Origin of the sequence: Micromonospora phytophila (assembly GCF_023656545.1) — a bacterium.
Lineage (GTDB): Bacteria > Actinomycetota > Actinomycetes > Mycobacteriales > Micromonosporaceae > Micromonospora > Micromonospora phytophila.
On record NZ_JAMOKF010000039.1, the window covers coordinates 1 to 21,287 of the forward strand.

At 73.6% G+C, this 21,287-nt stretch carries 23 protein-coding genes; 8 read left to right on the forward strand and 15 right to left on the reverse strand.

The genetic code is table 11. From position 1 onward, the window contains the following. Positions 1-583: DNA repair protein RecO (gene recO / locus NCC78_RS08330; RefSeq protein WP_250793054.1), on the reverse strand; the 583-nt coding region annotated here is incomplete at its 3' end. 101 nt (positions 584-684) lie between these two features. Between recO and NCC78_RS08335 the strand changes: the two genes are divergently transcribed. Then, complete coding sequence (locus NCC78_RS08335; protein WP_250793056.1) at positions 685-1,461, forward strand: DUF4097 family beta strand repeat-containing protein; 777 nt, start codon at positions 685-687, stop codon at positions 1,459-1,461. Here the strand turns inward: NCC78_RS08335 and NCC78_RS08340 are convergent. The 8 genes from NCC78_RS08340 to NCC78_RS08375 form a co-directional block, all read right to left on the reverse strand. Beyond that, positions 1,448-2,689: an acyltransferase family protein gene (locus NCC78_RS08340; RefSeq protein ID WP_250793058.1), complete on the reverse strand. Its 1,242-nt coding sequence runs from the start codon at positions 2,687-2,689 to the stop codon at positions 1,448-1,450. The genes NCC78_RS08335 and NCC78_RS08340 overlap by 14 nt on opposite strands. 287 nt (positions 2,690-2,976) lie before the next feature. Continuing rightward, a complete protein-coding gene (era, locus tag NCC78_RS08345) occupies positions 2,977-3,873 on the reverse strand; it encodes a GTPase Era (protein WP_250793060.1) in 897 nt (298 codons plus the stop codon). 67 nt (positions 3,874-3,940) lie between these two features. After that, positions 3,941-4,327, reverse strand: coding sequence for a cytidine deaminase-like protein (locus NCC78_RS08350; protein WP_250793061.1), 387 nt, complete (start codon positions 4,325-4,327; stop codon positions 3,941-3,943). Next, positions 4,320-5,732 carry a hemolysin family protein gene (locus tag NCC78_RS08355; protein WP_250793107.1) on the reverse strand — a complete coding sequence of 471 codons (1,413 nt, stop codon included), beginning with the start codon at positions 5,730-5,732 and terminating at the stop codon, positions 4,320-4,322. The genes NCC78_RS08350 and NCC78_RS08355 overlap by 8 nt, the downstream gene beginning before the upstream one ends. After that, the gene (gene ybeY, locus NCC78_RS08360) at positions 5,708-6,181 is read right to left on the reverse strand and encodes an rRNA maturation RNase YbeY (RefSeq protein ID WP_250793068.1); all 474 of its coding nucleotides are present in this window, start codon (positions 6,179-6,181) and stop codon (positions 5,708-5,710) included. Before ybeY ends, NCC78_RS08355 begins: the two co-directional genes overlap by 25 nt. Positions 6,182-6,196: 15 nt before the next feature. Next, positions 6,197-7,255, reverse strand: a complete 1,059-nt coding sequence (locus NCC78_RS08365) for a PhoH family protein (protein WP_250793070.1) — start codon at positions 7,253-7,255, stop codon at positions 6,197-6,199. A 398-nt stretch (positions 7,256-7,653) separates the two neighbouring features. Continuing rightward, positions 7,654-9,030, reverse strand: coding sequence for a serine hydrolase domain-containing protein (locus NCC78_RS08370; protein ID WP_250793071.1), 1,377 nt, complete (start codon positions 9,028-9,030; stop codon positions 7,654-7,656). Continuing rightward, positions 9,027-9,386: a histidine triad nucleotide-binding protein gene (locus NCC78_RS08375; RefSeq protein WP_250793072.1), complete on the reverse strand. Its 360-nt coding sequence runs from the start codon at positions 9,384-9,386 to the stop codon at positions 9,027-9,029. Before NCC78_RS08375 ends, NCC78_RS08370 begins: the two co-directional genes overlap by 4 nt. A gap of 68 nt (positions 9,387-9,454) precedes the next feature. Here NCC78_RS08375 and NCC78_RS08380 point away from each other — a divergent pair, with 68 nt between their 5' ends. Beyond that, positions 9,455-10,216, forward strand: a complete 762-nt coding sequence (locus NCC78_RS08380) for an SDR family NAD(P)-dependent oxidoreductase (protein ID WP_308220876.1) — start codon at positions 9,455-9,457, stop codon at positions 10,214-10,216. 147 nt (positions 10,217-10,363) lie between these two features. Here NCC78_RS08380 and NCC78_RS08385 read toward each other — a convergent pair whose 3' ends face one another. The 3 genes from NCC78_RS08385 to hrcA form a co-directional block, all read right to left on the reverse strand. Then, positions 10,364-11,098: a 16S rRNA (uracil(1498)-N(3))-methyltransferase gene (locus NCC78_RS08385; protein ID WP_250793073.1), complete on the reverse strand. Its 735-nt coding sequence runs from the start codon at positions 11,096-11,098 to the stop codon at positions 10,364-10,366. Positions 11,099-11,175: 77 nt separating this feature from the next. Next, positions 11,176-12,321 (reverse strand): molecular chaperone DnaJ, encoded by a 1,146-nt coding sequence (dnaJ, locus tag NCC78_RS08390; protein WP_250793111.1) that lies wholly within the window; start codon positions 12,319-12,321, stop codon positions 11,176-11,178. A gap of 73 nt (positions 12,322-12,394) precedes the next feature. Next, complete coding sequence (gene hrcA / locus NCC78_RS08395) at positions 12,395-13,417, reverse strand: heat-inducible transcriptional repressor HrcA (protein WP_250793074.1); 1,023 nt, start codon at positions 13,415-13,417, stop codon at positions 12,395-12,397. 243 nt (positions 13,418-13,660) lie between these two features. Between hrcA and NCC78_RS08400 the strand changes: the two genes are divergently transcribed. Then, a complete protein-coding gene (locus NCC78_RS08400) occupies positions 13,661-14,335 on the forward strand; it encodes a DUF4870 domain-containing protein (RefSeq protein ID WP_250793075.1) in 675 nt (224 codons plus the stop codon). 39 nt (positions 14,336-14,374) lie between these two features. On the opposite strand, the gene hemW is transcribed toward NCC78_RS08400, so the two are convergent. Then, on the reverse strand, positions 14,375-15,598 hold the full coding sequence (gene hemW, locus NCC78_RS08405; RefSeq protein WP_250793076.1) for a radical SAM family heme chaperone HemW: 1,224 nt from the start codon (positions 15,596-15,598) through the stop codon (positions 14,375-14,377). A gap of 19 nt (positions 15,599-15,617) precedes the next feature. On the opposite strand from hemW, the gene NCC78_RS08410 reads away from it, so the two are divergent. From NCC78_RS08410 to NCC78_RS08420, 3 genes are all read left to right on the forward strand, one after another. After that, entirely contained in the window at positions 15,618-16,427 is an 810-nt protein-coding gene (locus NCC78_RS08410; RefSeq protein ID WP_250793113.1) for an enoyl-CoA hydratase-related protein, read from the forward strand. 271 nt (positions 16,428-16,698) lie between these two features. Beyond that, positions 16,699-17,568: a hypothetical protein gene (locus NCC78_RS08415; RefSeq protein ID WP_250793078.1), complete on the forward strand. Its 870-nt coding sequence runs from the start codon at positions 16,699-16,701 to the stop codon at positions 17,566-17,568. A gap of 180 nt (positions 17,569-17,748) precedes the next feature. Next, the gene (locus NCC78_RS08420) at positions 17,749-18,693 is read left to right on the forward strand and encodes a phytanoyl-CoA dioxygenase family protein (RefSeq protein ID WP_250793079.1); all 945 of its coding nucleotides are present in this window, start codon (positions 17,749-17,751) and stop codon (positions 18,691-18,693) included. A gap of 153 nt (positions 18,694-18,846) precedes the next feature. Here the strand turns inward: NCC78_RS08420 and NCC78_RS08425 are convergent, their stop codons facing one another. Then, positions 18,847-19,488, reverse strand: a complete 642-nt coding sequence (locus tag NCC78_RS08425; RefSeq protein WP_250793081.1) for an MOSC domain-containing protein — start codon at positions 19,486-19,488, stop codon at positions 18,847-18,849. 134 nt (positions 19,489-19,622) lie between these two features. Here NCC78_RS08425 and NCC78_RS08430 point away from each other — a divergent pair, with 134 nt between their 5' ends. Beyond that, a complete protein-coding gene (locus NCC78_RS08430) occupies positions 19,623-20,099 on the forward strand; it encodes a hypothetical protein (RefSeq protein WP_250793083.1) in 477 nt (158 codons plus the stop codon). Beyond that, positions 20,096-20,404, forward strand: coding sequence for a winged helix-turn-helix domain-containing protein (locus tag NCC78_RS08435; protein WP_250793085.1), 309 nt, complete (start codon positions 20,096-20,098; stop codon positions 20,402-20,404). The genes NCC78_RS08430 and NCC78_RS08435 overlap by 4 nt, the downstream gene beginning before the upstream one ends. Positions 20,405-20,439: 35 nt before the next feature. On the opposite strand, the gene NCC78_RS08440 is transcribed toward NCC78_RS08435, so the two are convergent. Then, positions 20,440-21,270, reverse strand: coding sequence for a carbohydrate ABC transporter permease (locus NCC78_RS08440; RefSeq protein ID WP_250793087.1), 831 nt, complete (start codon positions 21,268-21,270; stop codon positions 20,440-20,442). Between the last annotated feature and the right edge of the window lie 17 nt (positions 21,271-21,287).

Consider the following 21,287-nt stretch of genomic DNA (forward strand, 5'->3'; position numbering starts at 1 on the left):
CGGGAGGCCGGCAGTCCGGGCAGACCGCGCCCCCGGCCGGCACGGAGAACGCCCGGTGCCGCCCCGGCGTGCCGCAGACGGCGCAGGCGGTCAGCGCCGGCGCCCAGCCGGCCTGCGCCATCCCCCGCAGCAGGTACGCGTCGAGCACCAGCGTGGTGGCGTGCTCGCCCTGCGCCAGGGCCCGGAGCGCGCCGAGGGTGAGCTGGAACAGCCGCAGCGAGGGCTCCCGCTCCACCGGGGTGAGCCGCTCGGCGGTCTCGGCGATCGCGCTGGCCGCCGTGTAGCGCGGATAGTCGCCGAGGAACCGCTTGCCGTACAGGTCGATCCCCTCGACCTGGCTGACGGTGTGCAGCGAGCTGCCGTGGTTGCCCTTCGGGTCACCGGCGAGCTGGAGGTCGACGTGGCCGAACGGCTCCAGCCGGGCGCCGAACTTGCTGGTGGTGCGGCGAATCCCCCGGGCCACCGCCCGGAGCCGGCCGTGCCGCCGGGTCAGCAGGGTGATGATCCGGTCGGACTCGCCGAGCTTCTGCACGCGCAGGACCACCGCGTCGTCGCGGTAGAGCTGTCGGCGGTACCCGGCCATCCGGCCATTCTCCCTCGGGGTGCGAAATCAGGGTCGGTTCGGGGTCCGCAGACGCACGAACCCCGATGTGCAGCACCCGCCCCGCGCCATAGCGTGCTCCCATGGCTCTGCACCGGACCACCGCCGCGCTCGCCGCGACCGCCACGCTGATCGTCCTCGCCGGGTGCGACAACCTCTCCTTCCGGCGGCTCGACTACGACAACACCGAGGCGGTGAAGATCACCACCATCCGGGTGCTTCCCGGGGCCGGGGACGTCGTCGTGCGTGCCACCGGCACCCCGAACGAGGTACGGATCAAGCGGGTGGTGCGCTACCAGGACGGCCAGCCCGACGCGAAGTACGAGATCAAGGGCACCGAGCTGGTGCTCGACACCGAGTGCGGTGACCGGTGCAGCGTCTCCTACGAGGTCACCGCCCCGGCGGGGGTCGGCGTCCAGGGCGAGACCGGCTCGGGGGACGTGGAGCTGGGCAAGGTCGGCCCGGTGGAGCTGCGGCTCGGCTCCGGCAACATCCGGGTGGTCGGCGCCAGCGGTCCGGTCCGCGCCGAGACCGGCTCCGGCAACATCGAGGTGGACGACGTCGCCGCCCCGGTCACCCTGCGGGCCTCCTCCGGCGACATCACCGCCCGCCGCCTCGGCGGCGAGGTGGACGCCGAGGCGAGCTCCGGCAACGTCACCGTCGAGCTGACGAAGCCGGCCTCGGCCCGGGCGCACGCCTCCAGCGGCAACGTCCAGCTGGTCGTGCCGGCCGGCCGCTACCGGGTCCGTTCCAGCACGGGCGCGGGTGACACCAAACTGGGCATCGCCGACGACCCCACCGCCTCGCTGGTGATCGACGTCGCCGCCGACAGCGGCGACCTGACGGTCACCCAGCGCTGATCTCCACGGTCGCCGGCTCCCGGGCGGTGCGGGCGGCCGGCACGGCGGCCCGACCGGTGGCCGGCGGAGCCCAGTCGAACGGGCGGGCCCGCGTCGAGCCGTCGGCGGCGGTCCGGACCGGGTCCGCTCCCCGCGCCCAGGAGAGCGTTCCAGGGATGGCCGGGCCGGCGGGCGCCGGGCTGGTGGGCGCGATGTCGGCCACCGCGCGGGCACGGGCGGGTCGGGTGCGCGAGCCGCCGGGGATCAGCTCCGGCGGTCGCCCGGCCGCCACGTCCTCCACCCAGCCGACCAGCACGGTCACCACCCCGACGAGCGCGAAGACCAGCGCCACCCGGATAGCCAGGCCGAGCGGGTCCTGGTGCGACCAGCCCACCACGTCGACCAGCGGGGTCAGCGCCACCACGAACGGCATGTGCCACAGGTAGACGGTGAGCGCCCGCCGGTTGAACCCGGTGACCACCCGGCTGAACAGGGCGTTACGGTCGACCCACGCGGCGGCGGCCGGCCCCCGGCCGAGCAGGACGAGGACGAACGCGGCCGACCAGAGCGCGTTGCCGAGGTGATTGTCGTTGAGGTCCCAGCCGCGGGGGCCGGGGTGCGTGACGATCCAGGCGCCGCCCACCGTGGCCAGCACGAGCGCGGTCGGCACCAGCACCCGGCCGGCGAGCCGGCGGAGCATGCCGGCCTGGTGGGCGAAGCCGAGCAGCCAGGCCCCGAAGTAGAGCCCGAACTCCCACAGCACCACCGGCGCCGTCGGCCACAGGCCCAGTTCCACCGCCGCCAGCAGGGCGTACGGGGTGAGCAGCGTGGGCACCGGGGCGCGCCGGAACAGCCAGAGGGCGATCGGTGAGGCGAGCACGAACCACAGGTAGTCGCGCAGGTACCAGATCACGCTCAGCGCGAGCGCACCCCAGTCGTTCGCCGGCGGGTCGGCGATCGGGAAGAGCCACAGCAGCACCCGGGGGCTGAGCGACATCCCGCTGAGCAGCATCGCGGGTACGAAGACCGCGGCGAGCACCCAGAGCGAGGGAAGCAGGCGACGCAGCCGGCGGACGACCGCCCGGGGCCCCCACCGCTGGAGCGAGGCGGCCATCAACGATCCGGCGAGCGCGAACATCACCGACATCGCCGGAAAGACGAGCGTCAGGGTGGCCCATCCGGTGACGTGGTAGACGACGACTCGAACGATGGCCAGAAAGCGGAGCAGGTCAAGGTATCGGTTTCGCATCAGCCTGCATCTATCTCCGGGGGCGCGGGGACGAGCTTCCCCTACCCTCCGGCCCGGCCGCCCCAAACAACCGGCACCCCGCCCGAACGTGAAAATTCCCATATGCCCGACCGATACCGATCATGCTCCCGGCACCAGGCCCTGACGGGGCCGGGCGCGGCGGGACAGGGCTGGGACGGCCGGACCGCCCTGGCCGCACTGCGGGCCCCAGGCCGGGCTGCGAGCGGCAGGCCGCGGGCGGCAGGCGCCCTACGGGCCGGGGCGGCTGGCCCCGGCCCGGGCGTCGGTCAGAAGCCGAGCTTGCGGAGCTGCTTCGGGTCGCGCTGCCAGTCCTTGGCCACCCGGACGTGCAGGTCCAGGTAGACCCGGGTGCCGAGCAGCTCCTCGATCTGCCGGCGGGCGTTGGTGCCGACCTCCTTGAGCCGGCCGGCCCGGTGCCCGATCACGATCGCCTTCTGGCTGGGCCGCTCGACGTACACGTCGGCGTAGATCTTCATGAGCTGGCCCTCGGGAATCATCTCCTCGACGACCACCGCGATCGAGTGCGGCAGCTCGTCGCGGACCCCCTCCAGGGCGGCCTCCCGGATCAGCTCGGCGACCATCACCTGCTCCGGGTCGTCGGTGAGCATGTCGTCGGGATAGAGCTGCGGCGACGGCGGCAGGTAGCCGGTCATCACGTCGACCAGCGTGTCCAGCTGGTGACCGGAGACCGCGCTGACCGGCACCACGTCGGCGAACTCGCCCATCTGGCTGACCGCGAGCAGCTGCTCGGCCAGCCGCCTCTTGTCGACCAGGTCGGTCTTGGTCACCACCGCCAGGACGGTCGCCTTCAGCTCGGCCAGTTCGCCGGTGATGAACCGGTCGCCGCGCCCGACCGGCTCGTTCGCCGGGATGCAGAGGCCGATCACGTCGACCTCGCTCCAGGTGGACCGGACCAGGTCGTTGAGGCGTTCGCCGAGCAGCGTGCGGGGGCGGTGCAGGCCCGGAGTGTCGACCAGGACCAGCTGCGAGTCGGGGCGGTGCAGGACGGCCCGGATGACGTGCCGGGTGGTCTGCGGCTTGTTCGAGGTGATCGCGATCTTCTGCCCGACGATCGCGTTGGTCAGCGTCGACTTGCCGGCGTTCGGCCGGCCGACGAAACAGGCGAAACCGGCCCGGTAGGGGCGCTTCTCCACGTCGCTCACGCCGCCGCCCCGCTCTGAGCGGCAGCGGCGCGAGGCGCCACGCCGCAGTCTCCGACGAGCCGCCCGCTCACGCGGTCACCGTGCCCAGGACCGTGCCGTTCGGCGCGGCCACGTGGATCGGCGCGTCGGCGGCGAGGTCCCGCACGGCGGCGTGCCCGGCGCCGTCCAGCGTCGACGCCTCGGTCACCACCACGGCGGCCTCCAGCCGGGTCGCGCCGGCCGCCACGGCCGAGGCGACCGCCAGCTGGAGCGCGGTGATCGTCAACGAGGGCAGCGAGACGCTGGCCGCCGCGTACGTCCGGCCGTCGGAGTCACGGACCGCCGCGCCCTCCACGGCACCCACCCGGCCGCGGGCACCCCGGGCCAGCACGACCAGCTTGCCGTCCTCGGCGCTCAACTCGACCGGGTCGGACGGGGTGGGCCGGGCGGCCGGCACGGCGGGTGACTCAGGCATCGGCGGGTTGCCTCTCCTCGGATCGGTTGGTGTCGCCCCGGGGCTCGGCGTGGTCGCCGCGGCCCGGGCCGTCGTGCGTGTCGGTCGACTCGGCCCGGTGCACCAGGACGGTGTCGATGCGGTTACGTCGGCCGGTGGTGCCCTCGGCGATCAACTGGAGGCCGGAGACCTCGACCGCCGCCCCCGGGATCGGGACCCGGCCCAGGGACTGCGCGAGCAGCCCGCCGACCGTCTCCACCTCGTCGGTGGGAAGTTCGGTGTCGAACAGCTCGCCCAGGTCCTCCACCGGAAGCCGCGCGGTGACCCGTACGGCCCCGTCGTCGAGGTGCTCGACCGGCGGGCGCTCGACATCGTACTCGTCGGTGATCTCACCGACGATCTCCTCCAGGATGTCCTCGATGGTGACCAGCCCGCCGGTGCCGCCGTACTCGTCGACGACGATGACCAGGTGGTTGCGGGCGGCCTGCATCTCGGAGAGCAGGTCGTCGACCGGCTTGGACTCCGGCACGAAGGTGGCCGGGCGCATCAGCTCGGCGACCGGGAGCTGGCTGTCCTCCGGGGCGCCGCCCTGGGTGCGCCGGATGAGGTCCTTGAGGTAGAGCACGCCGAGCACGTCGTCGACGCTCTCGCCGATCACCGGGATGCGGGAGAAGCCGGAGCGCAGGAAGAGCACCAGCGCCTGCGCGAGCGTCTTGCGCTCCTCGATCCACACCATCTCGGTACGCGGCACCATCACCTCGCGGGCGATGGTGTCGCCGAGCGCGAAGACCGAGTGGATCATCTGCCGTTCGCCGTGCTCCACCACACCGCGCTGCTCGGCCAGGTCGACCAGCTCGCGCAGCTCCACCTGGGTGGCGAACGGCCCCTCCCGGAAGCCACGCCCCGGGGTGACCGCGTTGCCGATCAGGATCAGCAGCGACGCCAGGGGGTTGAGCGCCCGGCCCAGCCAACGGACCAGCGGCGCGACCGCCCGGCCGACCGCGTACGCGTGCTGGCGGCCGATCGTGCGTGGACCGACCCCGACCACCACGAAACTGATCACGGTCATCGCGCCGGCGGTGACCAGCGCCGCGCGCCAGCCCGCGCCGAAGGTGTCCACCGCGACCAGCGCCACCAGGGTGGTCGCGGTCAGCTCGGCGAGCAGCCGGAGCAGGAGCAGCAGGTTGAGGTGGCGGACCACGTCGCCGGCGACGGCCTGAAGGGTACGCGCGCCACGCGCCCCGTCCCGGGCGAGTTCGGCGGCCCGGGCGGGCGAGACCGCGGCGAGCGCCGCCTCGGTCATCGCGATCAGGCCGGCGAGCACCACCAGGCCGGCCGCGGAGACCAGCAGTTGCAGATCGGGCAGGCCGGTGGCGGCGGCCGCCAGGAGCGGGGTGGTCATCACCGCGACCGGGTCGACCGCCAGCTTGCCAGCAGTCGGGCCTGGAGCGCGAACATCTCCCGCTCCTCCTCCGGCTCGGCGTGGTCGTAGCCGAGCAGGTGCAGCACGCCGTGCACGGTGAGCAGGTGCAGCTCGTCGGCGGGGGCGTGACCGGCGGTGGCCGCCTGCTTGGCCGCGACCTCCGGGCAGAGCACGATGTCGCCGAGCAGCGCCGGCTCGCCCCCGGCGGCGGTCGTCTCGCCCGGGCCGTGGTCGACGCTGCCCTCGTCCATGGGGAAGGCGAGCACGTCGGTCGGGCCGTCGCCGCCCATCCACCGGTGGTTGAGCTCGGTCATGTAGTCGATGTCGACCAGCAGCACGGAGAGCTCGGCGAGGGGGTTGACCCCCATCTCGTCGAGGGCGTGCCGGGCGACGGCGAGCACGGCGTCGGTGTCGACGTCGACACCGGACTCGTTGGCGATCTCGATGGACAACTGTCTTCCTCTGTCTTAGCGGCGCCGGCCGGCCCGGCCGCCCTGGGCGGGTCGCCCCGGCACGGCGTGCACGCCCTGCGCCTGCTGGCTCTCCCGCTCGGCGTCCCAGCGGGCGTACGCGTCGACGATCTCCCCGACCAGCCGGTGGCGGACCACGTCGGAGCTGGAGAGCTGCGCGAAGTGCACGTCCTCGACGTTCTCCAGGATCTCCCGGACCACCCGCAGACCGCTGGTGGTCCCGCCGGGAAGGTCCACCTGGGTGACGTCACCCGTGACGACGATCTTGGAACTGAAGCCGAGCCGGGTGAGGAACATCTTCATCTGCTCGGGCGTCGTGTTCTGCGCCTCGTCGAGGATGATGAACGCGTCGTTGAGCGTACGCCCCCGCATGTACGCCAGCGGCGCGACCTCGATCGTGCCCGCCGCCATCAGCTTGGGGATGGAGTCCGGGTCGAGCATGTCGTGCAGCGCGTCGTAGAGCGGGCGCAGGTAGGGGTCGATCTTCTCGTTGAGGGTGCCCGGCAGGAAGCCCAGCCGCTCCCCCGCCTCGACCGCCGGCCGGGTGAGGATGATCCGGTTGACCTGCTTGGCCTGCAGGGCCTGGACCGCCTTCGCCATGGCGAGGTAGGTCTTGCCGGTGCCGGCGGGGCCGATGCCGAAGACGATGGTGTGCGAGTCGATCGCGTCGACGTAGCGCTTCTGCCCCAGCGTCTTGGGACGGATGGTGCGGCCGCGCCGGGAGAGGATGTTGAGCGTCAGGACCTCGGCGGGCCGCTCGGCGCCGCCCTGCTCGAGCATGCCGACGGTACGCCGGACGGCGTCAGTGGTCAGGGTCTCGCCTTTCTCGATGAGTTCGAGAAGCTCGCTGAAGAGTCGCTCGGCGAGGGCGTTGTCGGCCGGGGCGCCGGTGATCGTGATCTCGTTGCCCCGGACGTGCACGTCGCTGTCGACCGAGCGCTCGACCAGTCGCAGGATCTCGTCACCCGCGCCGAGCAGGTTGACCATGATCTTGGAATCGGGAACGGTGATCCTGGTCTGCACCCGGGGCGGGCCGGGAGGTGGGGTGCTGGTCATAGGTCGGGCCGAAGGGCCCTGCGCACCTGCTCTCGATCTCGGCGCCGGGCCTGCTGGCGCGGCGTGCGGACGTTGCCTCCATCGTATCCGCTCAACAGCGCCGGCACCTCGCCCATTTCCCCGGCCGAGGGACGGCGCACGCGGCCCGGGCGACAGGTCGCACATCGGGACGGACCGCCCGCTCCGCGCAGCAGGCCAAACCGCCCCGGAACCGGACCGCATCGACCGGCGCCGGTGGGCTCCCGGGTGCCGGGCGCCCGGAGCGCCTCCGCCCCGGCGGATCGGCCCGGGCGCCCGGAGCGGCTCCGCCCAGGCGGACCGGCCGCCACGACGGGTTCGCGGCGCCACGGGGCGGGACGTCGGGCCCGGTCACCGGTCGCGCGGCGGTTCCACCCGGGTCAGGAGCCCGCGCGGAAGTCGTACCGGTCGAAGGTCTGCTGGGCCCGGGTGAACCGGTAGGTGGCCCAGTGCATGCGCACCACCGTGCCCCGCTCGTCCCGGGTCAGTCGGAGCAGCTCCCCCACCTCCCGACCGGAGACCGTGCGGAACACGTCGGGCCGCTCCGGCAGCGGCGCGAAGACCGCCGGCGGCTTCCCCGCCGGGTCGTCGGCGCCCCGCGCCCGCAGCGCCCCGTCGTGCCAGGAGAAGACGTACTCGAAGCCCTCGCCCCACCAGCGGCCGAGCAGCCCGCGTACGTCCTCGGGGGCGGGCGGGCCCGGCCGCCACGGCGTGACGTCGGCGGGGTCGTGCTCGACCGCGGCGGCCAGCAGCCGGTGCGGCAGGTCGAAGAGCTCGGCGGCCGTGCCGGAGGAGCCGAGCACCGCGGCGCCCATCGCCCCGGGGGTGCCGTCACCACCGCGCCGGCCGTAGACGGCGGCCAGGAAACCGGGCATCGCGCCGTCGTGCCCGACGTGCACGACCCGCCCGCCCTGCGGGACCAGGATCAGCCCGAGCCCGAAACCGCCGGCCCAGAGGGTCTCGTCGGTCACCGTCGCCGGCCAGCGCATCTCGTCCAGCGTGGCGGGCGCGAGCACCGCGGCGGTCGGGTCGAGCGCCGCCGGGTCGGCGAGGAAGGCCGCCCAGCGGGCCATGTCCGTGGCGGTGCTCCACAGCTGCGCGGCGGGCCCGACCGCGCCGAAGTCGGTGGGCTGCTCGGGGTGCGCCTCGTCCGAGTACGCGTCGACCAGGAAGCCGGTCGCGGCGTGCGGCCCCCCGACGACGGAGGTGTCGGCCAGTCCCAGCGGGGCGAGCACCCGCTCGGCGAGCACCTCCGCCCAGGTGCCGCCGCGCAGCTCGCCGACCAGCCGGCCGAGCAGCGCCATGCCCAGATTGGAGTAGTGGTAGCGGCGCCCCGGGGGCAGCACCCGCTCGGCCCGCGCCAGCTCCGCGACCAGCTCGTCGGCGTCCGGCGCGCGCAGCGTGTCCCAGACGTCGCCGTGCGGTTCCCGTTGCAGGCCGGCGGTGTGCGACAGCAGCCGGCGCACGGTCAGCTCGCCGTGGGCGGGCAGGTCGAGGTGGCGGCCCAGCGGGTCGTCCAGGTCGAGCAGGCCGTCGTCGCGGCACTGGAGGGTCAGCACGGCGGTGAAGGTTTTGGTGACCGACCCGATCCGGAACCGGGTCCCCGCGCCCAGCTCGGTGTCGTTGCCGGTGCCGCCGACGGTGCAGCTGAACAGCGGACGGTCGGCCCGGTGCAGGGCCGCCGAGACGGCCGGCACGCGGGCCTGCGCCTGGACCTGGCGCACCATCCGGGCCAGCCGGTCGTGCACCGCCGTCACGCGAGGTTCCGGGCCAGCATCGGGCCGAGCGGCGCCCCGCCGAGCAGGTGCGCATGCACGTGGAAGACCTCCTGACCGCCGTACACCCCGGTGTTGAACATCAGCCGGAAGCCGTCGCCGAGCAGCCCCTCGTCCTCGGCCACGGCGGCGGCCGTGGCGAGCAGCTCGCCAGCCAGCGCCGGGTCGTCCTGGGCGAGGGTCGCCACGTCGGCGTAGTGCTCCTTCGTGATCACCAGCACGTGCACGGGTGCCTTCGGGTCGATGTCGCGGAAGGCGAGGGTGCTCGCGGTCTCGCGAACGACGGTGGCCGGGATCTCCCCGGCGACAACGCGGCAGAACAGGCAGTCGGTTCCCATCGGGGCATGCTAAGCGCCAGAGCCGGGCACCCGCCGGCAGGCCGGGCGACTCGGGCATGATGGCCGACGTGACTTCACGGGCGGTACTGGTGACCGGGGCCTCACGCGGCATCGGACGGGCGGTGGCGACGGCGTTCGCGGCGGGCGGCGACCGGGTGGCGATCCACCACCGCGACTCGGCGGAGCTGGCCGAGCGGCTCCGCGCCGAACTGCCCGGCGAGAGCCACGTGGTGGTCCGCGCCGACCTGGCCGACCCGGACGCCGTGCGCACCATGGTGGACGAGGCAGCCGCCCTGCTCGGCGGGCTGGACGTGCTGGTCAACAACGCCGGGGTGTTCGGACCGGCCGACCCGCCGCACCCGGTCTTCGAGAGCTCCTACGAGCAGTGGCGGCAGCGTTGGCGGGAGGTCCTCGACACCAACCTGTTCGGCGCGGCGAACGCGTCGTGGTGCGCCGCGCAGCACATGCGCGGGCGCGGTGGGCGGATCGTCAACGTCTCCTCCCGGGGCGCCTTCCGGGGCGAGCCGGCCAACCCGGCGTACGGGGCGAGCAAGGCGGGGCTCAACGCGCTGGGGCAGTCGCTGGCGGTGGCGCTGGCGCCGTACGGGATCGCCGTGGCCACGGTGGCGCCGGGGTTCGTGGAGACCGACATGACCAACGAGCACCTGAAGTCGCCGCGCGGGGAGGCGGTGCGGGCGCAGAGCCCGTTCGGCCGGGTGGCCCGCCCCGAGGAGATCGCCGCCGCCGTCCACTGGCTGGCCAGCCCGCAGGCGGAGTGGGCCTCCGGCACCATCGTCGACCTCAACGGCGCCTCCTACCTACGCACCTGACCGCCCGAACAGCCAACGAGGCTCTCCCTTCCCCGCCCCTCGGTCGGGTCGATCATGCAGTTGTGGGGCCTGACAAAAGGGGCAAAAGGTATAGCTTGCCCGCCACAACTCCATGATCGACGAGAGCTGGGGTGTGGGGGTGGGGGGCTACCAGCGGTGGAGGCGGGCGGAGAGCAACGACAGCGCGGCCACGCCCGCGGTGGAGGTACGCAGCACGGACGGGCCGAGGCGAACCGGTTGGGCGCCGGCCTCGGCGAAGGCGTCCAGCTCGCTCTCGGCGATGCCGCCCTCCGGGCCGACGACCAGCACGATCTCGCCCGCGCCGGGCAGCTCGGCGGCGCTCAGCCGCTCCTGCGCCTCCTCGTGCAGCACGAACGCGGCGGCGGCCCCGGCGATCCGGCGGGCCACCCGGGTGGTCGACTCGTCCGGCGCCCCGGCCACCACCGGCAGCCAGGCCCGGCGGGCCTGCTTGGCCGCCTCCCGCGCGGTCGCCACCCACTTCTCCCGCGCCCGTGCGCCCCGGTCGCCGCGCCACTGGGTCACCGAGCGGGCGGCCGCCCAGGGCACGATCTCGTCCACGCCGACCTCGGTCATCGACTGCACGGCCAGCTCACCGCGATCACCCTTCGCGATGCCCTGCACCACCACCAGCCGGGGGACGGGCGCGTCGACGTACCCCCGGGAGGTGACCGCGAGGTCGAGGGTGCCCCGGCCGACGGCGGTGACCACCGCGGCGGCCGTGCCGCCCCGCCCGTCGGCGAGCAGCAGCTCCTCGCCGACGCGCAGCCGTTGCACGGTGGCGGCGTGGTGCCCCTCGGGACCGTCGAGGGTCAGCGAGTCGCCGGTGGGCAGGGACTCGACGAGGAACAGTGGCGCGGACACGATCAACAGGCTAACGGCCCCGACGGTCGCCGGGGCCGTCAGGCGGGAGGTCGGGTGCGGGCCGCCGGTCGGGCGGGTCAGGCGTGACCGTTGAAGGCGTCGCGCATCCGGGAGAAGAAGCCGCCCTGCTTGGACAGCTCGGCGACCTCCTCGCCCCGGGTCTTGGCGAAGTCGCGGAGCATCCGCTCCTGGTCGGCGTCGAGCTTGGTGGGCGTACGCACGTCGAGGTGGACGTAGAGGTCACCCCGGCCGGTGCCGCGCAGGTGCGGCACGCCCCGGGCGCGCAGCCGCAGCGTGCTGCCCGGCTGGGTGCCGGCCTTGACGTCGACCGCTTCCTCGCTGTCCAGCGTCTTGATGGTCAGCCGGGTGCCGAGCGCGGCGGCGGTCATCGGCACGGTGACCCGGCAGTGCAGGTCGTCGCCCTTGCGGGAGTACACGTCGTGCGGCCGCTCGTGGATCTCCACGTAGAGGTCGCCGGCAGTGCCGCCACCGGGTCCCACCTCGCCCTGCTGGGCCAGCCGGATCCGCATGCCGTCCTCGACGCCTGCGGGGATCTTGACGGTCAGCGACCGGCGGGTGCGCACCCGGCCGTCGCCAGCGCAGGTGGGGCAAGGGTGCGGGATGGTGGTGCCGTAGCCCTGGCAGACGGTGCAGGGCCGGGCGGAGACCACCTGGCCGAGGAAGGTGCGCTGCACCGACTGCACCTCGCCCCGGCCGCCGCACGCCTCGCAGGTGGCCAGGTGGGTGCCGGCCGCCGTGCCGGCGCCGGAGCAGGTGGTGCAGAGCACGGCGGTGTCGACCGTGATCGGCGCCTCGACGCCGAACGCCGTCTCGTGCAGGTCCAGTTCCAGGCGGAGGATCGCGTCGGCCCCGGGCCGGGTGCGCGGACGCGGACCGCGGGCGCCACCGGCGGCGCCGCCGAAGAACGCGTCCATGATGTCCTGGAAGCCGACGAACGGCCCGGCCCCACCGGGCCCTCCCGGACCGCCGGCACCGCCGCCACCCGGGGCGAGCGGGTCGCCGCCCAGGTCGACGATCTGCCGCTTCCGGTCGTCCGAGAGGACCTCGTACGCGGCGTTGATGTCCTTGAACTTCTCCTGAGCCTCCGGGTCCGGATTCACGTCCGGGTGGAACTGCCGCGCCAGCTTGCGGTAGGCACGCTTGATCTCGTCATCGGAGGCTTCCCGACTCACACCGAGAATGCCGTAGTAGTCCCTGGCCACTGCGTTCCGTGTCCTCATGTTCGTCTCGCGTTGCGCCGGTCGTCGGCCGGAGCCGGCCGTCGGCCCTGACTGGTCAGTTCTGGGCCAGCAGCTCGCCCACGTAGCGTGCCACGGCCCTCACCGTGGCGATGGTGCCGGGGTAGTCCATCCGGGTGGGGCCCAGCACGCCCAGGCCGCCGACGATGGTGGCGCCCGGGCCGTAGCCGGTGCTGACCACCGAGGCGGCGCGGAGGTTGTCGATCTCGTTCTCGTCGCCGATCAGCACCCGCGTCGTGCTCGGCTCCGTCTCGCCGATGAGCTTGAGCAGCACGACCTCCTCCTCGAGCGCCTCAAGGATGGGACGCAGCGAGCCCTGGAAGTCGAGCAGCCCGCCCCGCGTGAGGTTGGCCGTGCCGGCCAGCGCGATCCGCTCCTCGTGCCGCTCGACCAGCGTCTCCAGCAGCACGGTGGAGAGCGTGGTCATGGCGCCGCGCAGGTGCGGCGCGGACTCCTCGACCAGCGCCTGCACCAGCGGCGGGGTCTCCGACAGCCGGCTTCCGACGAGCTTCTCGTTGACCAGCCGGCGCAGGTCGGTGACGTCCGCCGCGGGGACCGGCTTGGGCAGTTCCACCAGCCGCTGCTCGACCCGGCCGGTGTCGGCGATCATGACCAGCATCAGCCGGGTGGTGGAGATCGGCACCAGCTCCAGGTGGCGCACCGAGGAGCGGGCCAGGCTCGGGTACTGCACCACGGCGACCTGCCGGGTCAGCTGCGCCAGCAGCCGGACGGTGCGGTGCACCACATCGTCCAGGTCGACCGCGCCGACCAGGAAGCGCTCGATGGCCCGGCGCTCGGCCGGGCTGAGCGGCTTGACCCGGGAGAGCCGGTCGACGAAGAGCCGGTAGCCGCGGTCGGTGGGCACCCGGCCGGCACTGGTGTGCGGCTGCCGGATGTAGCCCTCCTCCTCCAGCACGGCCATGTCGTTGCGGACGGTCGCCGGGGAGACCCCGAGCTGGTGCCGCTCGACGAGCGCCTTGCTGCCGACGGGCTCCTGGGTGGCGACGTAGTCCTCGACGATCGCGCGGAGCACGGCGAGCTTGCGGTCGTCGAGACCCATCCTGCCCACCTCCTGTCGCACGTCGGCCCCCGGCGCACGATGGCCCGGGGGCGTCCTGGCACTCGACTGTAGCGAGTGCCAGTCTACGTCGGCGGACCCACCGACGCGATGATCAAAGACCGGTCAGCGGTGACGCCCACGTCCCTGGCCGGTCCGGATCCCCTCCGGCAGGGCCGATCATCCGGACATCCCGGTCGGTGTCGCTCTGGTGCGCCCTTGCCGGCTGCCCCTACCGTGACGTCCATGACTGAACCACCTCGTCCTCCCGGAGCGGGGGACCCCGGCGCGTGGTCGCCGGACCCGGACGCCACGTCGGCAGTTCCCGGCCCGCCCGGCTCGGACGAACCCACCGCCCCACTGTCCGGGGCACCGGCCCCGGGCGGCTACCCCCCGCCCGGCGGCTATCCCCCGCCCGCCGGCGCCCAGCCGCCGTCGGGCGGCTACCCCCCGCCGGGTGGCTACGCCGCGCCCGGCGCCGGCTATCCCCCGCCGGGCCCCGGCTACCCCCCGGCGGGCGCCGGCTACCCGACCGGTGGCGCCTACGGCCCGCCGGCCGGCGGCTACGCCAACAACGACGACCGCACCTGGGCGCTGATCGCGCACTTCGGCGGCCCGCTCGGGGTGATCGTCGGCGGTGGCCTGTTCGGTTGGGTCGCACCGCTGGTCGCGATGATGGTCCGGGGGCAGCAGTCGCCGACCGTCCGGGCGCACGCGGTCGCGGCGCTGAACTTCCAGCTCACCTGGGCGATCGTCGGCGTGCTGAGCTGGGTGCTCACCCTGGTCACCTGCGGCCTGCTGTTCTTCGTCCCGATGCTCGTCTGGATCGTGCCGCTGATCTTCGGCATCATCGGCGGCGTCAAGGCCAACGAGGGTGTGCTGTACCGCTACCCGATGACCTACGCGTTCGTGAAGCGCTGACCCGACCGGCCGCTCCCCCGGCCGGCCGGGTCATCCCGCTCAGGGCAGCAGGTCACGCACGACGGCGTCGGCGAGGAGCCGGCCGCGCAGGGTGAGCACGGCGCGGCCGGCCGCGTACTCGGGGCCGGCCAGCAGCCCGTCGGCCAGGGCCCGCTCGGCGCCGGCCCGGCCCGCGTCGTCCAGCGCCGCCAGCGGCAGCCCGGAGGCGAGCCGCAGCCGGAGCATCACGTCCTCCATGTGCGCCTCGTCGACGGTGAGCACCTCCCGGGCCAGACCGGGCGACTCACCGGCGGCGAGGCGCTTCGCGTATGTCGTGGGGTGCTTGACGTTCCACCAGCGCACCCCGCCGACGTGGCTGTGCGCCCCCGGACCGAGGCCCCACCAGTCGGCGCCGGCCCAGTAGAGCAGGTTGTGCCGGCACCGGGCGGCCGGCGTCCGGGCCCAGTTGGAGACCTCGTACCAGGAGAAACCGGCCGCGCCGAGGGCGGCCTCCGCGGCCAGGTAGCGGTCCGCCGCGACGTCGTCGGAGGGGTACGGCAGCTCGCCGCGCCGCATCCGCGCCGCCAGCCGGGTGCCGTCCTCCACGATCAGGGCGTACGCGCTGACGTGGTCGACGCCGGCGGCCACCACCTGGTCGAGCGAGGCGGCGAAGTCCTCCGCGCTCTCCCCCGGGGTGCCGTAGATCAGGTCCAGGTTGACGTGGTCGAACCCGGCGTCGCGGGCCTCCAGGGCGGCGGCGACGGCGCGGCCGGCGCTGTGCCGGCGGTCGAGGATCGCCAGCACCCCGGGCGCGGCGGACTGCATGCCCAGCGAGATCCGGGTGTAGCCGGCCGCGCGCAGCGTCTTCAGAGACTCCGGTGTGACGGACTCCGGGTTGGCCTCGGTGGTCACCTCCGCGTCGGCGGCCAGCCCCCAGGTGCGGTCGATCCCGTCCAGGATCCGGGCCAGGTCGTCGGCGGGGAGCAGGGTCGGGGTGCCGCCGCCGACGAAGACCGTGTCCACCCGCGGCGGCGGGGTGTCGCCGAGCACCCGGCCGGCGAGCGCCAGCTCGGCCAGCACGGTGTCGGCGTAGCCCTCCCGGCTCGCCCCGCCGCCGAGCTCGGCCGCGGTGTACGTGTTGAAGTCGCAGTAGCCGCAGCGGCTGGCGCAGAACGGCACGTGCACGTACACCCCGAACCCGCGCGCGCCGACCGCGGCGGTGGCGGTGCTGGGGAGCGACCCGTCGACGGGGACGGATTCGCCTTCTGGAAGGACGCCGGGCATGGCCACTAGTGTGCCCGGCATGACCTCTCCCGACGCGCTCGTGCGGGTCTCCACGGCCCGTGGGGTGACCACGCTCACCCTGAACAGCCCGCACAACCGCAACGCGCTCTCCACCCCGCTGATGACCGAGCTGCTGGCCGGCCTGGCCGCGGCGGTCGCCGACGACGCCGTACGGGTGGTCGTGCTGGACCACACCGGCCCGGTCTTCTGCGCCGGGGCGGACCTGAAGGAGACCGCCGCCGCGTACGCCAGCGGGACCGTGCCGGCCGGGATGCTCGGTGACGTGCTCGCGGCGGTCTGGGAGTGCCCGAAGCCGGTGGTGGCCCGGGTCGCCGGGCCGGCCCGCGCCGGCGGGCTGGGCCTGATCGCGGCGGCGGACCTGGCGGTCTGCGCCGAGGAGGCGACGTTCGCGTTCACCGAGGTGCGGATCGGGGTGATCCCGGCGGTGATCTCCGCGACCGTGCTGCCCCGGCTGCACCCGCGGGCGGCGGCCGAGCTCTACCTGACCGGGGACACCTTCGACGGCCGGCGGGCCGCCGAGGTCGGGCTGGTCACCGCGGCGGTGCCGGCCGACGGGCTGGACGCCGCCGTGGCGAGGTACTGCGACTCGCTGGTCCGGGGCGCGCCGGGCGCGCTGGCCGGGGCGAAGCAGCTGCTGCGCCGGCCGACCGCGACCGACCTGCGGACCGAGATCTCCGGGCTGGCAACCATCTCCACCGGCTACTTCCTCTCTGAGGAGGGGCGCGAGGGCGTCCTGGCGTTCCGGGAAAAACGATCGACTCGATGGGTGGCCGCTCTGGGCGGTGGTTCCGCTGAGAGTGCCGGGTAGTCGGGTCGGTCAACCCACAGCCGGGATGATCGGGGCGGTCACCGCAGCCGGGTGCCGGTGGTCGGGGCGGTCGTGCCGGCGGGCGTCGGGGGCACGGGTCGGTCACCCGGACCGGGTGAGGGGCCGCGCGGAACGGGAACATCCCTGACCGTCCGGGCACCGGACGCGTCCGTCCGGCGGCCGGTGCCACGCCCGGTGGACCGGGAGAACCGGTCGGACGACCCGGACGGTGTCACGGGGGACGTACGCTTGTCGGACTGTCGATCAGGGGGTGTGGGTGCGAACTCGGGCAGTCGTGGCAGGCGGCATCGTTCTCGTCCTCGTCGCCGTGGTCGGCATCTGGATCGTCGTCCGGCAGTTCGGGGAGCGGTTGCGCCTGCCCTCGGCGAGTCGGACGTGCACGGTCCAGGCGGACGGCCGGGTGGCCCTGGACCCCGACCAGATGGCCAACGCGGCCACCATCGCGGCGATCGGCATCCAGCGTGAGATGCCCGAGCGGGCCGTCGTGGTGGCACTCGCCACCGCGTACCAGGAGTCGGGCCTGCGCAACCTGGCCGGCGGCGACCGCGACTCGGTGGGGCTGTTCCAGCAGCGGCCCAGCCAGGGTTGGGGCACCCCGACCCAGATCCGGGACCCTCGGTACGCGGCCAACCGGTTCTACGCGGCGTTGAAGAAGGTCCGCGGCTGGGAGGGGATGCGGGTCACCGACGCGGCCCAGAAGGTGCAGCGCTCCGCCTTCCCGGAGGCGTACCAGAAGTGGGCCGACGAGTCCGAGGTGCTCACCCGGGCCCTGCTCGGGCACGCCACCGGCGCGGTCGCCTGCGCGGTCGGCCGGAACCCGGTCCTGCGCGGCGAGGCGGCGGCGAGCGCCCTGACCCGCGGCCTGACGCTGGACTGGGGCATGGCCACGGCCACCGCGGCGGGCCTGACCGGCCTGACCGGCCTGACGGTCCCCGCCGCCGACCAGCGCCGGGGCTGGCGGTACGCGCACTGGCTGGTGTCCCACGCCCAGGACAACGGGGTGAAGCGGGTCCGCTTCGGCGACCTGGAGTGGACGGCCCAGGACGGCACCTGGAACCGGGTGACCGATGCTCCGGCCACCGGCGACCGCGTGCTCGCCGAGGTCTTCGCCGACGCGTGAACGATCCCGATCTCCCTACCGACGGTCACCGCACAATCCGGCATTCCCCGCGATAAGCCGCGTCCTGCACCCACGCCCTGACACTGGGTAGCCACGCCGCTTCGCACCGTCCGGTGGGCGCTCTTCACCCCGTTCGGGCGGTGCCGCGCGGCGGGGTGGGCGCGTTACGATCGGCGGCCTGTGCCAGAAGTGGTTTCACCTCATGGGGAGGGGTACGACGCGGTGTTCGACTACGGCGACCGGACCGGCTACGAACCGATCAGCGACATCGACCGCAAGGAGTTCCACGAGCAGGGCTTCCTCCTGCTGCGCAACGTCCTGACGGAGGACCACCGGGCGGCGCTGGAGGCGGCGGTGGACCGCGTCTACGCCGAGGAGAAGGCCAAGGGCAACACCACCAAGGACGGCACCCTGCACCTGCTGGGTTTCCTGGAGCGCGACGAGCTCTTCGGCCAGTTGCTGACCCACCCGATCACGTTCCCGTACATGTGGGGTCTGGCCGGCTGGAACATCTACACCCACCACAACCACCTGGACGTCACCCCGCCGGCGCTGGAGCCGGAGAAGCCGTACTGGGGCTGGCACCAGGACGGGTACCGGCAGAACTCCGACCCGGAGACGATGGACCCGAACCTGCCCCGGCCGATGTTCTCGCTGAAGGTGGCGTACGTGCTCTCCGACCTCTCGGAGACCGGTCGCGGCGCCACCAAGGTCATCCCGGGCAGCCACGTGAAGAACTCGCTGCCCCGGCCGGCGGACCTGAGCGTGCACAACCCCGACCCGGAGGGCACGCTGGAGATCACCGCCAACCCGGGCGACGCGTTCATCTTCGACCGCCGCCAGTGGCACTCCCGGTCGACCAACCTGTCGACCATCACCCGCAAGATGCTCTTCGTCGGCTACACCTACCGGTGGATCCGCCCGCTGGACGAGCTGCACCCCGACAAGAACGGCGAGTGGTACCGCAACCGCACGCCGGTGCAGCGCCAGCTGCTCGGTGAGGGCACCCACACCGCCAACTACTGGGGCATCAACTGGGACGGGTACGTCGACGACGAGATCCCGCTGCGCAAGGAGCTCAAGGAGCGCGGCCTGCTGGACCGCAGCATCCCCTGGCTGCGCTGAGCCGACGACGGACGGGCCCCTCCCCCTGCGGGACGGGCCCGTCCGTCGTTTCCGCCCGATGTTCCGCCCGGCTGGTCGCGTCCCAGCGATCCGGCACGCGATACCCGCGCTCGCTGCCCGCCGCCGCACGGGCGGCCACCGGCGGGAGGGGGTTCAGCTCCGGCCGGCGACCCGGCGGCGGATCTTCTCCCGGACCGGTTCCGGCAGGTCCGCCACGTCGAGCAGCCCGGGCAGCAGCTCCGGTTCCAGGTGCAGCGCCCGGAACACCTCGCCGATGGTCACCCCGTGCCCGGGGCGGTCCACCACCTCGACCGGGTCGCCCGCCCCGACCTCGCCCTCCCGCAGCACCCGCAGGTACGCCCCGGGCAGCGCCCGGACGGTGAACCGCTTGATCAGGTCGGGCATCCCCCAGAAACCGGCGAACGTGGTGCACGGCGTACGGGGCTTGGTGACCTGGAGCAGCGCCGAGCCGATCGCCCACTGCTCACCGATCACGGCGCCGGTCACGTCGATCGCGTACGTGGTCAGGTTCTCGCCGAACCCACCCGGCCGGATCGTGCGGCCCAGCTCGGCGCCCCACCAGCCGGCGTCCTCCTCGGCGTACGCGTAGACCGCCTGGTCCGGGCCGCCGTGGTGGGCCCGCTCGGCGATAAAGTCCCCGGCGACCCCCTCGGCGCGCAGCAGCACGGAACCCTCCGCCGGCCGCTTGTCGATGCCGCTGCGACCGCTCGCGTCGCCCGCCCACTCCGCCTCGGTCACGATGCCGAGGTTCACCGATGCCAGCCTGCCCGTCATGGTCGTCAGCCTAGTCCGGCGCCGGGCGACCGTGGCAGCGGCTTTTCCGGCATTGGAAAGTACTTGCCTACCAGGAAAGCGAGTGGTTCACTTTCCTGGCAGGCAAGTAGTAGCCTCCTCGTCAAGGAGAAGCCATGGAGCCGACCATCTCCCCCGCCGCGGCAGCCCACGCGCTCGCCGAGATCCAGACGCGCCGCGACCAGGCGGTCACCGCGACCCTCGTCCCCGCCTGGTACTGGCCCGCCGTCGGCGCCCTGATGGTGGCCTTCACCGCCGCCGTCGAGAGCGAGCGGCCGTGGCTGGTCACCGTCGGCTCGATCGCGTACGCGCTGGGCCTGACCGCCGTCGTGCTCCGGGTCGCGCTGCGGCACCGGGCCCAGGTCCGCAACCGCCTGCTCGGCGTACGCGGCGTGGCGGCCATCGCCGGCTACGTGCTCTGCCTGGTGGCCCTCGGCCTCGTCACCGGGTTCACGGCCGAGTCGGCGGGGCTGGGCTGGCCGGCCACCGTCGGCGCGGCGACCACGGCCGGGGCGATGACCGCCACCGGTCAGCCACTGATGCGGTACCTTCGCGCGGTGATGACCGCCCGACCGGTCGGCGGCGGCCGGTGAGCACGGCCCGGTTCGACGAGCTGATCCACGCCCCGACCCGGCTCTCCCTGGTCAGCCTCCTGGCCGCCACCGAGTGGGCAGAGTTCCGCTACCTGCGCGAGCAGTTGGGCCTGTCCGACTCGGCGCTGTCGAAGCAGCTCGCCACGCTGGAGCAGGCCGGCTACGTCGAGGTGCGCAAGAGCTTCGTCGGCAAGCGCCCGCGCACGTCGGTCCAGCTGAGCCGGGACGGGCGTCGCGCCTTCGACGGCCACGTCGCCGCGTTGCAGCAGATCGTGGCGCAGGCCGGCGCGAGCGTCCTGCCGTGAGGCCGGCGGGGGCCGACGCGGCCCCCGCCGGACGGTCAGCCCTTGACGGCGCCGGCCACCAGGCCGGAGACCATCCGCCGCTGCACCAGCAGGAAGAAGACGATCACCGGCAGGGTGAACAGCGTGGACGCGGCCATCACCGGCCCCCAGGCGGTGTCGTCGCGACCGAAGAAGAAGGTCATCGCCACCGGCAGGGTGTAGCTGTCCTGGTCGTTGATGAAGGTCAACGCGAAGATCAGCTCGTTCCACGCGGTGATGAAGGAGAAGATGCTGGTCGCCACCAGGCCGGGCGCCACCAGCGGGAAGAGGATCCGCCGGAAGATCTGCGCCCGGCTCGCCCCGTCGATCGCGGCCGCCTCCTCCAGCTCCTTGGGCACCGCGGCGACGAAGCCGCGCAGCATCCAGACCGCGAACGGCAGCGAGAAGCCGAGATAGGTCAGGATCAGGCTGGGCAGGGTGTTGTAGAGCCCGAGCCGCTGGATCATCAGGAACAGCGGGATGACCAGGGCCTCCAGCGGGATCATCTGCACCACCAGCAGCATGATCAGGAATGTGGTCCGCAGCTTGAACCGGAACCGGGCCACCGCGGTCGCCGCCAGCAGCGCCACCAGGCCGCTGAGCAGCACCGTGGAGACGGCGACCAGCGCGCTGTTGAGGAAGAAGTCGGCGAAGGTCACGCCCGGGATGAGGTTGCCCGTGAGGATCTGCCGGTAGTGCTCCAGGGTCGGCTCGGCCGGCACCGGGCGGGGCGTGGTCGAGAAGATCTCCGAGCTCGGCTTCAGCGAGGTCGAGATCATCCAGTAGACCGGGAACGCGGCGAAGAGCGCCACCAGCAGACCCGCGCCGTTGAGGGCGACCCGCTTCACGCCCGCGGCTCCTGCGC

Excerpts from the sequence above, each read along its gene's own strand:
- hrcA (WP_250793074.1), bottom strand. The coding sequence starts at position 13,417 with ATGGGTCTCGACGACCGCAAGCTCGCCGTGCTCCGCGCGATCGTCGAG.
- NCC78_RS08430 (WP_250793083.1), top strand. The coding sequence starts at position 19,623 with ATGGAGCCGACCATCTCCCCCGCCGCGGCAGCCCACGCGCTCGCCGAG.
- NCC78_RS08365 (WP_250793070.1), bottom strand. The coding sequence starts at position 7,255 with ATGACCAGCACCCCACCTCCCGGCCCGCCCCGGGTGCAGACCAGGATC.
- NCC78_RS08400 (WP_250793075.1), top strand. The coding sequence starts at position 13,661 with ATGACTGAACCACCTCGTCCTCCCGGAGCGGGGGACCCCGGCGCGTGG.
- NCC78_RS08335 (WP_250793056.1), top strand. The coding sequence starts at position 685 with ATGGCTCTGCACCGGACCACCGCCGCGCTCGCCGCGACCGCCACGCTG.
- NCC78_RS08425 (WP_250793081.1), bottom strand. The coding sequence starts at position 19,488 with ATGACGGGCAGGCTGGCATCGGTGAACCTCGGCATCGTGACCGAGGCG.
- NCC78_RS08340 (WP_250793058.1), bottom strand. The coding sequence starts at position 2,689 with ATGCGAAACCGATACCTTGACCTGCTCCGCTTTCTGGCCATCGTTCGA.
- hemW (WP_250793076.1), bottom strand. The coding sequence starts at position 15,598 with ATGCCCGGCGTCCTTCCAGAAGGCGAATCCGTCCCCGTCGACGGGTCG.
- NCC78_RS08350 (WP_250793061.1), bottom strand. The coding sequence starts at position 4,327 with ATGCCTGAGTCACCCGCCGTGCCGGCCGCCCGGCCCACCCCGTCCGAC.
- NCC78_RS08410 (WP_250793113.1), top strand. The coding sequence starts at position 15,618 with ATGACCTCTCCCGACGCGCTCGTGCGGGTCTCCACGGCCCGTGGGGTG.
- NCC78_RS08375 (WP_250793072.1), bottom strand. The coding sequence starts at position 9,386 with ATGGGAACCGACTGCCTGTTCTGCCGCGTTGTCGCCGGGGAGATCCCG.